This window comes from Maridesulfovibrio sp. FT414, from assembly GCF_050916235.1.
Lineage (GTDB): Bacteria > Desulfobacterota > Desulfovibrionia > Desulfovibrionales > Desulfovibrionaceae > Maridesulfovibrio.
Genome location: NZ_CP104854.1, coordinates 447,610 through 461,759, shown reverse-complemented (window position 1 = coordinate 461,759; position 14,150 = coordinate 447,610). Strand labels below are relative to the sequence as shown.

Annotated in this window: 10 protein-coding genes; 5 read left to right on the top strand and 5 right to left on the bottom strand. The window is 53.2% G+C overall.

The features are described from left to right. Entirely contained in the window at positions 1-2,181 is a 2,181-nt protein-coding gene (gene feoB / locus N7E73_RS02050; protein ID WP_432737194.1) for a ferrous iron transport protein B, read from the top strand. A gap of 164 nt (positions 2,182-2,345) precedes the next feature. On the opposite strand, the gene clpB is transcribed toward feoB, so the two are convergent. From clpB to N7E73_RS02035, 3 genes are all read right to left on the bottom strand, one after another. After that, positions 2,346-4,967: an ATP-dependent chaperone ClpB gene (clpB, locus tag N7E73_RS02045; protein ID WP_432737193.1), complete on the bottom strand. Its 2,622-nt coding sequence runs from the start codon at positions 4,965-4,967 to the stop codon at positions 2,346-2,348. A gap of 374 nt (positions 4,968-5,341) precedes the next feature. After that, a complete protein-coding gene (locus tag N7E73_RS02040) occupies positions 5,342-5,656 on the bottom strand; it encodes a chaperone modulator CbpM (protein WP_432737191.1) in 315 nt (104 codons plus the stop codon). 12 nt (positions 5,657-5,668) lie between these two features. Next, positions 5,669-6,649 carry a DnaJ C-terminal domain-containing protein gene (locus N7E73_RS02035; RefSeq protein ID WP_432737190.1) on the bottom strand — a complete coding sequence of 327 codons (981 nt, stop codon included), beginning with the start codon at positions 6,647-6,649 and terminating at the stop codon, positions 5,669-5,671. Between the two features lie 279 nt (positions 6,650-6,928). Between N7E73_RS02035 and N7E73_RS02030 the strand changes: the two genes are divergently transcribed. Continuing rightward, positions 6,929-7,867 (top strand): hypothetical protein, encoded by a 939-nt coding sequence (locus N7E73_RS02030; protein ID WP_432737188.1) that lies wholly within the window; start codon positions 6,929-6,931, stop codon positions 7,865-7,867. A gap of 42 nt (positions 7,868-7,909) precedes the next feature. Here the strand turns inward: N7E73_RS02030 and N7E73_RS02025 are convergent, their stop codons facing one another. Next, positions 7,910-8,641: a rhomboid family intramembrane serine protease gene (locus N7E73_RS02025; RefSeq protein ID WP_432737186.1), complete on the bottom strand. Its 732-nt coding sequence runs from the start codon at positions 8,639-8,641 to the stop codon at positions 7,910-7,912. A gap of 375 nt (positions 8,642-9,016) precedes the next feature. Continuing rightward, on the bottom strand, positions 9,017-10,666 hold the full coding sequence (coaE, locus tag N7E73_RS02020) for a dephospho-CoA kinase (RefSeq protein ID WP_432737184.1): 1,650 nt from the start codon (positions 10,664-10,666) through the stop codon (positions 9,017-9,019). Between the two features lie 199 nt (positions 10,667-10,865). Between coaE and upp the strand changes: the two genes are divergently transcribed. From upp to mnmA, 3 genes are all read left to right on the top strand, one after another. Continuing rightward, positions 10,866-11,492, top strand: a complete 627-nt coding sequence (gene upp / locus N7E73_RS02015) for a uracil phosphoribosyltransferase (RefSeq protein WP_432737182.1) — start codon at positions 10,866-10,868, stop codon at positions 11,490-11,492. A 140-nt stretch (positions 11,493-11,632) separates the two neighbouring features. Then, entirely contained in the window at positions 11,633-12,886 is a 1,254-nt protein-coding gene (locus tag N7E73_RS02010) for a uracil-xanthine permease family protein (protein ID WP_432737180.1), read from the top strand. A 165-nt stretch (positions 12,887-13,051) separates the two neighbouring features. Beyond that, positions 13,052-14,134 (top strand): tRNA 2-thiouridine(34) synthase MnmA, encoded by a 1,083-nt coding sequence (gene mnmA, locus N7E73_RS02005; protein ID WP_432737178.1) that lies wholly within the window; start codon positions 13,052-13,054, stop codon positions 14,132-14,134. Positions 14,135-14,150: the final 16 nt, after the last annotated feature.

Genomic DNA, 14,150 nt, shown 5'->3' with positions numbered 1-14,150 from the left:
GTGGGTAAGGAGTATTTCGTAGCCGTTTCAGGCCAGCCAAACTGCGGCAAGAGCACCATGTTCAACGCTCTGACCGGCTCCACCGCTCGGGTCGGTAATTATCCCGGCATCACCGTGGACCGCACCGAGGGACGCTACTGTTCCACTGATTTCTGCGCCAATCTTGTGGATTTGCCCGGAACTTATTCACTCACGTCCTATTCCATGGAAGAGGTGGTGGCCCGTGATGTCATCGTCGATGAAAAACCGGACGTGGTCATCAACATGCTTGATGCCACTTCGCTTGAGCGTTCCCTGTACCTTGCGGTGCAGTTCATGGAGATCGGTGTTCCGGTGGTACTCGGCCTGAACATGATGGATGAGGTGCGCAAGAAGGGCATCCGTATTGATTCCGCAAAGCTTTCCGAGCTCATGGGTGTGCCGGTAATTGAATGCATAGCCCGCAGGGGAGTGGGCAAGGCCGAACTTATGGAAGCCGTGAAAGAGGTTGCCGACCGCACCAAAGGCAAATGGTCTCCAGTGAATATTTCCTACGGTCACGACCTTGATCCGGTCATTGAGGAAATGACCGCCCTGATCAATGAAAATAATTTCATGACCGACCGTTACGACCCGCACTGGCTGGCGGTGAAATATCTTGAAGAGGACGAGAGCGTCATCAGGAACGGGCGTAAGTCCGGGCCGCTTTCCGAAGAACTGGAAGCCCGTGTCCGCAAGGTATCCGAGCATATCCAGAAAACCCTGAACACCTACCCGGAAGCCGTTCTCGCCGATTACCGCTACGGGTTTATCAACTCCATCCTCAAGCAGGGTGTCATCTCCCGGGAGGACGATCTCAGGTTCGATTTTTCCGATAAGGTGGATCTTGTGCTGACCCATAAGTTCCTTGGGCCGCTCATCATGCTTTCCACCATGTACGGTATGTTTTACGTGACCTTCAATCTGGGCGCGATTCCGCAGGGCTGGGTTGAATCCGGTTTTGAGTGGTTATCGAATACAATTGCCTCCATCCTCCCGGACGGGCTGCTCAAGTCGATGATCGTCTCCGGGGTAATTGACGGTGTCGGGGCGGTCATGGGCTTTACACCGCTTATCCTGATCATGTTCTCCATGCTCGTCTTTCTGGAAGATCTCGGCTACATGGCCCGTGTTTCCTACATGGTGGACCGGGTGTTCCGTTCATTCGGGCTGCACGGCATGTCCATCATGCCTTTCATCATGTCCGGCGGATTGCCCGGTGGCTGTGCTGTGCCCGGGGTCATGACCTGCCGCACCCTGCGCAGTCCCAAGGAACGTATTGCCACCATCCTCACTGCGCCGTTTATGATCTGCGGGGCCAAAACCACCGCCTACATCATGCTGGTAGGGGCCTTCTACCCGGAAAACGCCACCACGGTGATGTTCTGCCTTGTGCTGCTTTCGTGGCTGCTGGCCCTCTGTTTTGGCCGACTGCTGCGCTGGACCGCACTTCGCGGGGAGTCCACTCCGTTTGTGATGGAGCTTCCCCCGTATCGCATCCCGACGCTTCACGGTGTGGCTATCCATACCTGGGACAGGGTCTGGGAGTACGTCAAAAAGGCGGGGACCGTTATTCTGGCCATCTCCATTCTCATGTGGGCGCTGATGACTTTCCCGCATCTTCCTGAAGAGCGCGTTGCGGCTTATGAAGCCCAGCGCACTCAGGTTATGGAGCAGAGCAGGACGTGGGCTGCCGCACCGGAGGCCAATGAAGCAAGGCTTAATGAGATTCTTGCCCGGATAAGCTACGAGGAAGGTGAGGAAGCTCTCAAACAGTCCTATGCCGGACGTCTGAGCGAGGCTATTTCACCGGTGACTGACCTTGCCGGTTTCCCGTGGCAGGCAAACATTGCTTTTATCGGGGCTTTTGCGGCCAAGGAAGTCTTTGTCTCAACCATGTCCACGGCATACTCTCTTGGCGATGAAGATCCTGAAAATGCTTTGTCCCTCAAAGAAAAGATCGCGGCAGACAAGGCTTGGACAACTCCTACTATCTGGTCCGTATTCATATTCCTGATGGTCTATGTGCCCTGCATGGTCACTGTGGCGGTCATCGCCCGCGAAACCAACTGGAAATGGGCCCTTTTCTCGGTGTTCGGCTCTCTAGGGTTCGGATACTCTCTTGCAGTGATTATCTATCAGGTGGGGACTGCTCTGGGGTAAAGGAATGTACTGGAATAAGGGGTGGCTGACTAACCTGAAATAGTTATGGGGGTGTCCTGCGACTTATCATCCCGCAGAAGTTTATTTCCGTAGCCGTTCTGAAATATGAAAAAAGGCCGCATGCTGTGAAAGCATGCGGCCTCTCGAATTTGTTCTGTCTGGCCTTATTCGGCGCTGAAAGTAAGCCCGTCATTACCTGAATCGATGATTACGGTCTGACCTTCAAGCAGCTCTCCACCGATGATCTTGCGGGCCAGCGGTGTTTCCAGATGGGCCTGCAGGTAGCGGCGCAGCGGTCTTGCACCGTATATGGGATCGTACGAAGCATGGGCGATGAACGCCTTGGCCCTGTCGGAAACCTGCATGTCCATTTTCTGGTCTTCCAGACGCTTGCGCAGTCCGCCCAGTTGCAGGTCCACGATCTTTACTATGTCCTTCTCAAGCAGCGGCTTGAAGAGCACGGTCTCGTCCACGCGGTTCAGGAATTCCGGCCTGAAGTGGCTGCGCAGTACGTTCATGACTCCTTCCTGAACACCGTATTTGAACTCTCCGTTGGCTTCGATTCCTTCAAGCATGATCTGGGAGCCGAGATTGGAGGTCATTATGATGATGGTGTTTTTGCAGTCCACGGTGCGGCCCTGTGAATCGGTGATTCTTCCATCGTCGAGGATCTGGAGCAGCACGTTGAATACATCGCTGTGAGCCTTTTCGATCTCGTCGAAGAGTACCACGGAGTACGGCTTGCGGCGTATTGCTTCAGTGAGCTGACCGCCTTCGTCATAGCCGATGTAGCCCGGAGGCGCACCGATCAGGCGGGCCACTGCGTGCTTTTCCATGTACTCGGACATATCCATGCGAACTATATTTTCTTCACTGTCAAAGAGCGCTTCAGCAAGGGCCTTGCACAGTTCGGTCTTTCCGACCCCGGTGGGGCCGAGGAATATGAATGAACCAATGGGCCGCGAAGGATCCTTCAATCCGGCTCGGGCGCGCAGGACGGCTTCCGATACAGCCCGGACAGCATCGTCCTGACCTATTACCCGGCCATGCAGGATGTCTTCAAGGCGCAGCAGTTTTTCGCGCTCGCCTTCCACCAGCCTTTTGACCGGGATTCCGGTCCAGCGGGCGATGATTCCGGCGATGTCGTCGGGGCCGACGAATTCCTTGAGCAGCCTTTGGCTATCTGCGGTAGTCTTGCCGTCTTCCCCTTCAATGTCGCTTGTGATCGCCTTGAGCTGTTTTTCAAGTCCCGGCAGCGTGGAATATATAAGCTCCGAAGCACGGTTCAGGTCACCAGCTCTCTGGGCCTCTTCAATATCAATTCGCGTCTTTTCGATCTGGGCCTTCAGGTTGCGGACCGTGTCAATGGAGCCTTTTTCCTTTTCCCACTGTTCGACAAGCTCTGAAAGTCTGATCTTCATTTCGGTGAGGGAGTCCTCAAGCCTTGAAAGACGCTCGCGGGAAGCGGCATCATCTTCCTTGCGCAGGGCTTCACGCTCAATTTCGGCCTGCAGGATCTGGCGGTTGATCTTGTCCAGTTCATAAGGCTGGGAGTCGATCTCGGTCCTGATCATGGCTGCGGCTTCGTCGATGAGGTCGATGGCCTTATCCGGCAGTTGGCGATCCGTGATGTAACGGGCCGACAGGGTCGCAGCCTCCACAAGGGCCGCATCGCTGATTCGTACACCATGGTGAACCTCGAACCGTTCCTTCAGGCCGCGCAGGATGGAGATGGTGTCCTCCACGGTCGGTTCCTCTACCATAATGGTCTGGAAACGGCGTTCCAGAGCCGGGTCCTTTTCGATGTACTTGCGGTACTCGTCGGTGGTGGTGGCTCCGATGCAGTGAAGTTCCCCGCGGGCCAGCATGGGCTTAAGCAGGTTTCCGGCATCCATTGCGCCGTCGGTTTTGCCTGCCCCGACGATGGTGTGGATTTCGTCAATGAAGATGATGATCCGACCATCGGATTCCTGCACTTCCTTGAGAACAGCCTTGAGGCGCTCCTCGAATTCGCCGCGGTATTTAGCTCCGGCAATCAGCGCACCCATATCGAGCATGAAGACGGTCTTGTCCTTCAGGCCTTCCGGTACGTCCTGTTTGACGATGCGCTGGGCGAGCCCTTCGATGATCGCAGTCTTGCCGACCCCGGCTTCGCCGATGAGGATGGGGTTGTTCTTGGTGCGCCTTGAAAGGATGCGGATAACCCGTCTGATCTCGGAATCGCGGCCGATTACCGGGTCCAGCTTGCCTTTGCGTGCTTCTTCGACCAGATCGCGTCCGTATTTTTTCAGCGCATCGTAAGTCGCTTCAGGGTTGTCGGTGGTCACGCGCTGGTTGCCGCGGATGGTGGTCATGGATTCCAGCACCTTGTCCTTGGTCAGGCCGAAGGACTTGTTGACCCGGCCCGCACCCGTAGAACCGTGTTCATCCATGATGGCGAGGAACAGGTGCTCCACGCTGATGAACTCGTCCTGCATGCGCTTGGCGATTTCTTCGGACGCAACAATGATCCGGTTCAGCCGCTGGGTCACGAAGACCTGTCCGGGCTGTGCGCCGGGGCCGCTTACCGAAGGCAGTTTATCTATTTCGCGCTGCACGGCGGATTTGTATGCCGCAGGGTCGATGGATGATTTTTCGAGAATTTTGGAAACAATACCGTTCTCCTGCTCCACTAGGGAGTAGAGAAGGTGTTCCACTTCTATCTGCTGCTGACCGTTCTTGATGGCCAGAGATTGAGCCGCAGCAATTGCGTCATTGGTTTTCTGTGTGAATTTGTTCGGATCCATATATCGTCTCCTTTTTGCTTTATCAAAATTGACTCGCATTCAAGATTCACAACTCTTTCCGGGCCGCTTCGGCCCGAATTCCGGACGCACTTCTACTGTTCTTCAAAGTGGAGGGTGAAACCTCCAATTGAAGTTTTCCGGCATTGCAGGCAGGAGTCTGAATCCTGTTGATGATTCGCAAGTCATTGTTTTTTGTTGCCTCCGGCGGCTGGATAAGGGAAATTTTTACAAAAGTTTCCCTTATCCAGACCTCATCCCTTCAACACTTTTCAATAGGGCTTACCCGCAGGGGGCGGTACATAATCTTTAGTTTTCAAACGCTCTCTCCCCTCAAAAAATATTCGGGGAAGAGCGGATATTGATTCCGGTTGACTCTAAATAAGTTTCCGCATTTCTTCGATCTGGGTTTCCAGCTTTTCCACCCGTTCCAGCAGGTCCACGATAATGGATCCTCCGGTTGTGGTGATGTCGAGGTCCTTGCGGAGCCTTGCCAGTTTGCCCAGGCGATACAGGTCGCGGGTTTCGAACAGGTAGTGTCCGTCACCGGTGGTCCCGGGCCTGATCCATTCCATGCTGATCAGCTCAAGCACTGCGGTTTCTTCCAGACCGGTCATTTCCACCACCTGAGTGATGACCAGCCGTTTGGAGCTGCTTGGAGGCTGAGCTTCAAATCTCTTTTTAATATCCATGATCAGCCTCCGTTAAAATGATCTCGGGTTGAAGTCGGACTTTGCGGCCATTTCTTCCCACATTTTTTTCATTTCATCTGAGTCGGACTTGGGAACCTGCACCATTATACGTACAAACTGATCGCCTTTCTTGGCACCGGCACCGAGTCCGCGTCCCTTTACGCGCAGCTTTTTTCCGCTGCCGAGTCCGGCAGGAATGTTCATCTCGATCATTCCGTCAAGGGTGGGCAACTGGACTTTGGTCCCGAGTGCCGCTTCCCACGGGGTGAGATTCAGGTCGAGAATCACATTGTTTTCTTCGACCTTGAAGTGCGGGTGCGGGGCCAGCCTGATTTTCAGGTAAAGGTCGCCACGCGGTCCATCATGAGGCCCGGGTGAACCCTGTCCGGCAAGGCGGATCTTTTGCCCGTCCTTGATTCCGGCAGGGATGTTCACGTCCAGCGTCTTGGACTGCACCATCGGGTGTCCGCCGGGGCCGGTAGCCCGTTCCTGCACGGTTATTGACTTGGAGCCGCCTTTGTATGCTTCTTCCAGAGTCAGCTGCAGGGAAGTTTCGGAATCCTCGCCCTTGCGCGGACGCTGCTGGAATCCTCCACCACCAAAACCGCCTCCTCCGAAGTTTGCTCCACCGAAACTCGCGCCGCCGAACCCGCCTCCTCCGAAAATAGTTTCGAAGAAGTCGCTGAAATCACCGCCGCCAGCTCCGCCGAAACCGCCGAAGTTCATGTTCTCGTAGCCCGGGGGGGGACGGAAATTCTGTCCGTGTTCCCAGTCGGAACCGAACTGGTCGTACATTTTACGCTTCTCGGGGTCCTTGAGAACCTCGTAAGCTTCGTTGACTTCCTTGAATTTCATTTCCGCATCCGGGTTGTCCGGATTCAGGTCAGGGTGATATTGCCGGGCCAGTTTTTTGAAGGCCTTGGCAATCTCCTCCTTGGTTGCGGAGCGGGAAACTCCCAGAAGTTTGTAATAATCCTTATATTTCACGCTCATCTTTAGGGTTACTCCTTGAGTGATTGGGCGATCAGTCTTCTGCTGTCACTTTACCAGAATAAATCGTGGCTGAATCAAGTCAAGCGTAATGATTGAATTTAGGCAGAATAGGTGTGGATTTGGCATGACAGGCCGTGTTTTTAAGTAATTGTCTTCACTGATTCTGAAAAGGTCTCCGACATGGCCTGCCGAGTTGAAATGAGTTTCTGTTTGGTATAATTCCCTAAAAAGATTCTGTTTTGAAAATGTGAATATACAACAAAATATAAAAGTAATTATATGTCAAAAAATGTGGATGTCGTAATCAATGTTTTCGGTAAGGTGTACCAGACCGCATTGTCCCTGCTTTCCATTACGGAGCATTGCGGGCAGCACATCAATAAGATCTATTTTCAGGAAGAAGCGTTGACCGCTGAATATGAAAGGCGTTCACATTGCAAGACGCTGGAATATTTCGGCGACATCATAGAACATTACGTCCCACGCTACTGGAATGGAATTGATCCCAACGACCTGAAAAGGGCAGCGGAAGATGAAGAGTATCTGCTTTCCATCCGCTATCAGTATGGATGGTACAGGACCGAATCCAGTCTGCTGTTGACGATACATAACGACATCGACGTGCAGGCCGATGTTATCGGCAATCTTATAGACGCGTTGGGGGAGCATACCGGTGTCGGAGAAATAGGCCAGTGCTGGTGGTGTCCGGCATATCAGAACGGGCTGTGCGATTCGGAAAGGTATACCCAGTTCAAGCCTTCCTATCAGTACCTGATGAAAATTTACAACAAGGACATGGATTACACCCAGCGAAGGGCATATAATCTCGGGCTTTCCGAACAGTACCAGAAAAATCCATGGCCCCTGCCGGAGTGCAGGCTCAATGAGTGGTGTGCGCTGATAAATATGGAAAAGGCCGCAAAGGACACCATGCCCAACGGAACCGCCGCTCCTTTTGGTGCAAGGATGCCTTCAGGGGCCTGCATCGGGGAAAACTGGGACCGCCCGGTCTGCCTTGATGTCGGGGTGCAGTGGTTCCGGGATATGCTGCATCTGGGACACACCTTCGGGCATTACGACGTCAACAGGGACATGCTCCACGATAAGCGGGGCAGTGTGAAGCTGGATTCGGCGGAAGCCTATGTGAAGGCCGAGATGGTCGCATTTAACAAGCTCAAGGAAAGGTATCCGGACTTTTTCAGGTTTATGCAGGAGTAGGGGATTGTTTGGACTGTATTTTCGGTAGCTTTGAAATCACTTTTAAAAATCTTCCGGCAACTCATAATCCTTTTTTTCAGGCACATAGCAGTATACGCAGCGGTCCTTGCGGACAAACAGCCGTATCATCAGCATGCCGGCGATGAATCCGCCTATGTGTGCCGCCCACGCGACCCGTTCCGCAGAACCGTTGAAGTGGTCCGATACCCCTGATATAATCTGGATAAGGAACCAGAGGCCGAGGAACAGCCCGGCAGGTATCTTGAAGAAAAACGGGATAATTATGACCGGGAACAATGTCAGGACCTTGCCGTGCGGGTACAGGACCATATAGGCCCCCATTATTCCGGCAACCGCACCGGAGGCTCCTATTACCGGCGCACTTGCATTCGGTTCAATCGCCATCTGTACTCCGATGGCGGCAAGTCCGCAGGCAAGGTAGAAGACTAGAAAACGGGCATGCCCGGTTGCGTCCTCAATGTTATCGGCAAATATCCAGAGCATCCACATATTCAGGATTATGTGCAGCCAACTGCTGTGCAGGAACATGTAGGTGAACAACGGTAAGGTACCCGCATTCGGGTATCCGGAGGCCACTGCCCATTCCGGGTTGAAGAACCTCGCCGGAACCACCCCCAGCAGATGGAAGAGCACAAGCCGTCCCTGCGGGCTGAGGAGCTGCTCAAACAGAAATATTGCAATGTTGGTGATCAGGATGGCCCGCAGTACGTACGGGGTGATCAGGCATGGAACATTGTCGCGGATGGGAATCATGGAGTGCTCGTCAGTTTCTGGTTGCAGCAGTTTGTTACAGGACTAGTCTTCACATTGCCAATGTGTACAAGTAAGACTTTAGCAGAAATAGTTAATGATCTCCATCAGTGTAGTATAAAAAATCCCCGCCGCAGAACGCGACGGGGAAATGACGAGATTGAGTTGGTAGGTAAACTAGGGTCACTCACTCCCTAAACTCAAAACCTGATGCCGAAAGCGGGGTTGGACCTTTCGTAGAATTCTCTTATGTATAATGGACTTGCATCCTAACATTTAATTTGTGTTCATTCTTCCGACTACGGTCCTGGCCCTCGCCCCAGGTCTCAATAAAATAATAAGAACTGCCCGCTGCAAGTCAATGTTTCGGGGAACTGATTATTCACTTTCCGGGTTGAAAAGTCCTTTCAGGAAATCGTCGAAACGTTTTTCCTTTTCGCTGCGCAGTGCAGCAAGCTCGTCAAGTGCGCGCAGAGTTTCATTTTTCAGCTTTTCCAAATCTCCGTCGTTGTCGATAACTGCTGAACAGCAGGCGAGCTTGGCTTTTTCCTCCCATTGCCAGGAATCGAACACTGCCAGTATTTCCGGGGAAAGACTCCGTTTTTCGCGCAGAACACTGGTGCGAATTTCCACAGGACAGTGAACCCCGATTATGGCATCGACAATTTTTGCGGTATGCCATCCGCCTTCAAGCAGCAGGGGAACTTCAGCCACTGCCAGTGGCAGGCCGGAGTTTTCACGGAAGAATTCCTCGACTTCGTGCTGTACGATGGGGTGGATAATATTCATCACCTCTCTGCGCAGGTTCTCGTCATCGCGCATGGCGACGAACAGCTTTCCTTTGTCTATGTCGCCGGATTCCGGGTCGCTGAACCTGTTCCCGAAGCGCTGCCTGATCATTTCCCATCCTGCACCGTCCTTTTCGTAGGAGCGGGCAACTGATGCATCCGCACTGAAAACAGGTATTCCCTGCTCTTTAAGAATGTTGAGAACTGCTGACTTGCCACTGCAGGGCATGCCGATAAGCCCGGTACGCTGTACGGACCTGTTGAGTGCTTTGAGCAGGGAGATGAAGTCTTCCGGAGGAGGAAGCAGGAAGCTCAGCTCTTCTTCTGTTTCCGGGTGGGTGAAGCGCAGGCTGTAGGCATGCAGCATCTGGCGCGAGCAGAGGTCTGCAAGGGGCTTGTTCTCCCTTTCCATGATTGAGTGCTGCTGCGATCCGTATACAAGATCTCCAAGCAGTGGATGACCGATGTGGGCCATGTGTACCCTGATCTGGTGGGTTCGGCCGGTATAGATTCTTACTCTTACAAGGCTGGCCCGCTTTGCCGGATCGGACCAGAGCACTTCGTAGCTGGACCTTGCATCGCGCCCGCCCTTGAGGACTACGGCCATTTTGGTTTTGTGGACCGGATGGCGTCCCATGGGTTCGTCGATTTCACCGAACGGTCTGTCGGGTACACCGTGAATGATGGCAAGGTAGGTCTTTCTGACTTCGCGCTCGGCAAAGGCCTCGGACATGGCAAGACGGTCATGTTCATTTAGTGCGACTGCAATCAGCCCGGAAGTGAACTTATCCAGACGGTGGATAATGCCCGGACGCCACTGATCCATGTCCCTGATCTGCGGGAAATGGTGGATTAGGCGGTGAACCAGCGTGTCAGTGGGGCAGCTTGGCGCCGGGTGGGTGGTAAGCCCTGCCGGTTTGTTGAGTACGGCAATGCGCCCGTCATTAAATATTATGTCCAGCGGTTTGTCTTCCGGTATCAGGGTCGTGGGCTCGGCTTCTCCGGCGAGAGTCAGCTCCTCGTCCCCGTTCAGTTTCAGATTAGCCTTGGTGCAGACATTTCCGTTAACGGTTGCGTATCCGGCCTTGATCCAGTCTTTGACCTTCCCTCTGGATACCCCTTCTTCTTCAAGAACTGTTCCCCAGAACTTATCAAGACGGGTATTGCGGTCGGAGCTGACGGCTGTGCGTTCCCATGCGGGATTTATTTCTTCTTCAGAGATTTCTTCGTTATTAAACATGTCATTTAATCCGTGTTTGTTTTATATTGATTCTCAAAAAAAATTAAAAATATCTAAATTTCCAGTTATTCCGGTGTGGTAGCGATTGTTTGGGAAATGTGTTCAAAACATGTTGACCTCTGTATATCTGTCATATATAAACACGAAGTTTTGACTTATGGGATTTATATAACTAATAACATGGTACACAGGAGGCACCGTGGCGGTACATGTGGTAGACCATCCTTTGGTAAGACACAAGCTCGGCATTCTCCGTGAAGACGGCATCAGCACCAGCCGCTTTCGCGCACTGGCTCAGGAAATTTCAAGGCTCCTCACTTATGAGGCAACCAAAGACCTTGTCACAGAAACCAAAACCATCAAAGGTTGGGCCGGAGATGTTGAGGTAGAAGAGATCAAGGGCAAGAAGATCACCGTGGTTCCCATCCTCAGGGCTGGGCTCGGCATGATGGATGGTGTCCTTGACATGGTCCCTGGTGCGCGCGTCAGCGTAGTCGGCTTCTACCGCAACGAAGAAACTCTGCAGCCTGTAGAATATTACGTCAAGCTCGCAAGCAACATAGATGAACGTATCGCGCTCATTCTTGACCCCATGCTTGCTACCGGCGGAACTCTTCTCGCCACTATCGAGCTTCTCAAGAAGGCCGGCTGCACCAGCATCAAGGGCCTTTTCCTCGTAGCTGCTCCTGAAGGCATTGAAAAGATCGTCAGTGCCCATCCCGATGTGGATATCTATACCGCAGCAATTGATGAAAAGCTTAACGACGTCGGCTATATTCTTCCCGGTCTCGGTGACGCGGGAGATAAGATATTCGGCACCAAGTAAAAAATTATTTTTCAGGCACCACACGGTGCCTTTTTTTTGAGTACAGTTCTTCTTACGTCCTTTAGGCCTGCTCAGGCTGAAGCACATTTTCTGTGCGGGGGATGCAGGGGAGTCGGTTGGAAATTTTTGAGGGAGATAAAATGAGCACACACAGTACTGATTACAATTTTCGGGCAAGAGATTTTGTCCTCGGCGCGCAGATGCTTTTCGTGGCCTTCGGCGCACTTGTTCTTGTTCCGCTGCTGACCGGGCTTGACCCCAACGTGGCCCTGTTCACTGCAGGAGCGGGTACACTGCTCTTCCAGGTCATCACCAAAGGCAAGATTCCGGTATTCCTTGCCTCGTCCTTTGCATTCATCGCACCCATCATCTACGGCGTGCAGACCTGGGGTATTCCGTCCACCCTGTGCGGACTTGCTGCGGCCGGCCTGTTCTACGTGGTATTGAGTTTCCTCATCCGTTGGCGCGGAACCGAGATTCTCAAGAGAATTCTGCCTCCTATCGTTACCGGACCGGTAATCATGGTTATCGGCCTGATTCTGGCTCCCGTGGCTGTCTTCATGGCCGTAGGCAAGACCGGTGACGGATCAATTGTTTTGATTCCCGAGAAGACCGCACTTATCGTGTCCATGGTCTCACTTGGTGTAACCGTTGCAGTCTCGCTGCTGGGTAAGGGCTGGCTGAAGCTTGTTCCTATCCTGTGCGGAATAGCAGCCGGCTACGCTGTTTCCCTGTTCATGGGACTGGTAAACTTTGATGCTGTGGCCGCAGCCCCCTGGGTTTCAATGCCCAACTTCACTTTCCCTGAGTGGAACCTTGAAGCCGTGCTCTTCATTGTACCGGTAGCCATTGCACCTGCAATCGAGCACTTCGGTGATGTCCTTGCCATCAGCTCCGTAGCAAACAAGGATTACGTAAAAGATCCCGGCATCCAGAACACCATGCTGGGTGACGGTCTGGCTACTTCCCTTGCCGCCTGTCTCGGCGGTCCTCCTAACACCACCTATTCCGAAGTTACCGGTGCCGTTGCCCTGATCAAGGTTTTCAATCCCGCGATCATGACCTGGGCTTCCATCGTGGCCATTGCTCTGGCCTTCTGCGGCAAGGTAGGTGCTTTCCTGTCCACCATTCCCGTGCCGGTAATGGGCGGGATCATGGTTCTGCTCTTCGGTGCCATTATGGTTGTCGGTATGAACACCCTCGTTCGTGCCGGTGATGACCTTATGGAAGCCCGCAACCTTGCTATTGTGGCGCTGATCGTTATCTTCGGTGTCGGCGGCATGTCCCTGCCCACCCCGTTCAGCGACGAGTTCCGTCTTGGCGGAATCGGACTTGCCGGTATCCTCGGCGTGTTCCTTAATCTTGTTTTGCCAATGCCTAAAAAGGCTGAATAATAAAGTCCTGTCAACCGGGTTGTCCGGTTGATTTTCCATAGAGACTTGTGAGAGACATATGCCCGGACAGCGTGGTACGCTGTCCGGGCATTGTGCTTGTAACACCGATGAATCAGCATGGAAGCACTGCTGTTACACTGTGTGAGTAATTGTTGGAGAATTTAGATGGATTCAGCTCTGATATATCCCGGTCTGGGTGAAGTAGCCGCCGGACGCAAGGTTGCCATGGCAGTCAGCGGCGGTGCGGACAGCCTTCTTTCACTGATCCTGCTCAAGGAGAGCGGGGCAGATGTTTTCGCCATGCACGGCTGTTTCCTCGGCCGCGAGAAAGCAGTTCCGGCAGTGCAAGGGCTGGAGAAACGCTGCACGGATCTGGGCGTTGAACTTCATGTCGTTGATCTGACCGGTGAGTTTGACAGTCTGGTGATTGAGCCGTTTGTACAGGAGTATCTCAAAGGCAATACCCCCAACCCCTGTGCCATGTGCAATCCTGAAATCAAGTTCGGACTGCTGGGGAGGGCTGCCCGCGAACGTGGAGCTGAACTTCTGGGAACAGGGCATTACGTCCGGATGGCTGAGCATACGGAATTCGGGCGGGTTCTGGTCCGTGGTGCGGATATGGGCAAGGATCAGAGCTATTTCCTGTCGCTCGTACCTGCCAAAGATCTGCACCGGGGAGTGTTCCCGCTTGGAGAGCACAGCAAGGAACACACCTATGCCGAGCTGGAGAGGAGGGGCGTGGAGATCCCGCTTCCATCGGAAAGTCAGGAGATCTGTTTCGTTCCTGACGACGATTACCGCAGTTTTCTGGTTGAACGGAACGTTAAGTTGCCCGGACCGGGAAATGTGATGCTCAGTTCCGGAAAAGTTATCGGCAAGCACGAAGGGTTGTGGCGCTATACTCTGGGCCAGAGAAAAGGCCTGGGCATAGCCTGGACGGAACCTCTTTATGTTCTGGATAAGGATATGTCCCGCAACGTCCTCATAGTAGGTACCCGGGATGAGCTTGATGCCGAGGGATGCCTTGCGGACAGGTTCAATTATCTGATTGAATTTCAGCGATGGCCAGCAATCGTTTTTGTGAAGACCAGATACCGCCAGCGATCCAAGCCCGCAAGGGCCAGGCTGGATGGCGGAAGAATATATTTTGATTTTATCGAGCCACACTCCAGACCCACACCGGGCCAGATAGTGGCGGCTTATACCGAAGATGGGGCTGTGCTCGGAGGTGGTATCATTCTGGGCTAGCCGCAGGAGTTGATAC

Bases quoted from the DNA above. Each gene is read 5' to 3' on its own strand.
- clpB (WP_432737193.1), bottom strand. From the start codon at position 4,967: ATGGATCCGAACAAATTCACACAGAAAACCAATGACGCAATTGCTGCG.
- N7E73_RS02040 (WP_432737191.1), bottom strand. From the start codon at position 5,656: ATGGATATTAAAAAGAGATTTGAAGCTCAGCCTCCAAGCAGCTCCAAA.
- N7E73_RS02035 (WP_432737190.1), bottom strand. From the start codon at position 6,649: ATGAGCGTGAAATATAAGGATTATTACAAACTTCTGGGAGTTTCCCGC.
- N7E73_RS02030 (WP_432737188.1), top strand. From the start codon at position 6,929: ATGTCAAAAAATGTGGATGTCGTAATCAATGTTTTCGGTAAGGTGTAC.
- N7E73_RS02025 (WP_432737186.1), bottom strand. From the start codon at position 8,641: ATGATTCCCATCCGCGACAATGTTCCATGCCTGATCACCCCGTACGTA.
- coaE (WP_432737184.1), bottom strand. From the start codon at position 10,666: ATGTTTAATAACGAAGAAATCTCTGAAGAAGAAATAAATCCCGCATGG.
- N7E73_RS02010 (WP_432737180.1), top strand. From the start codon at position 11,633: ATGAGCACACACAGTACTGATTACAATTTTCGGGCAAGAGATTTTGTC.
- mnmA (WP_432737178.1), top strand. From the start codon at position 13,052: ATGGATTCAGCTCTGATATATCCCGGTCTGGGTGAAGTAGCCGCCGGA.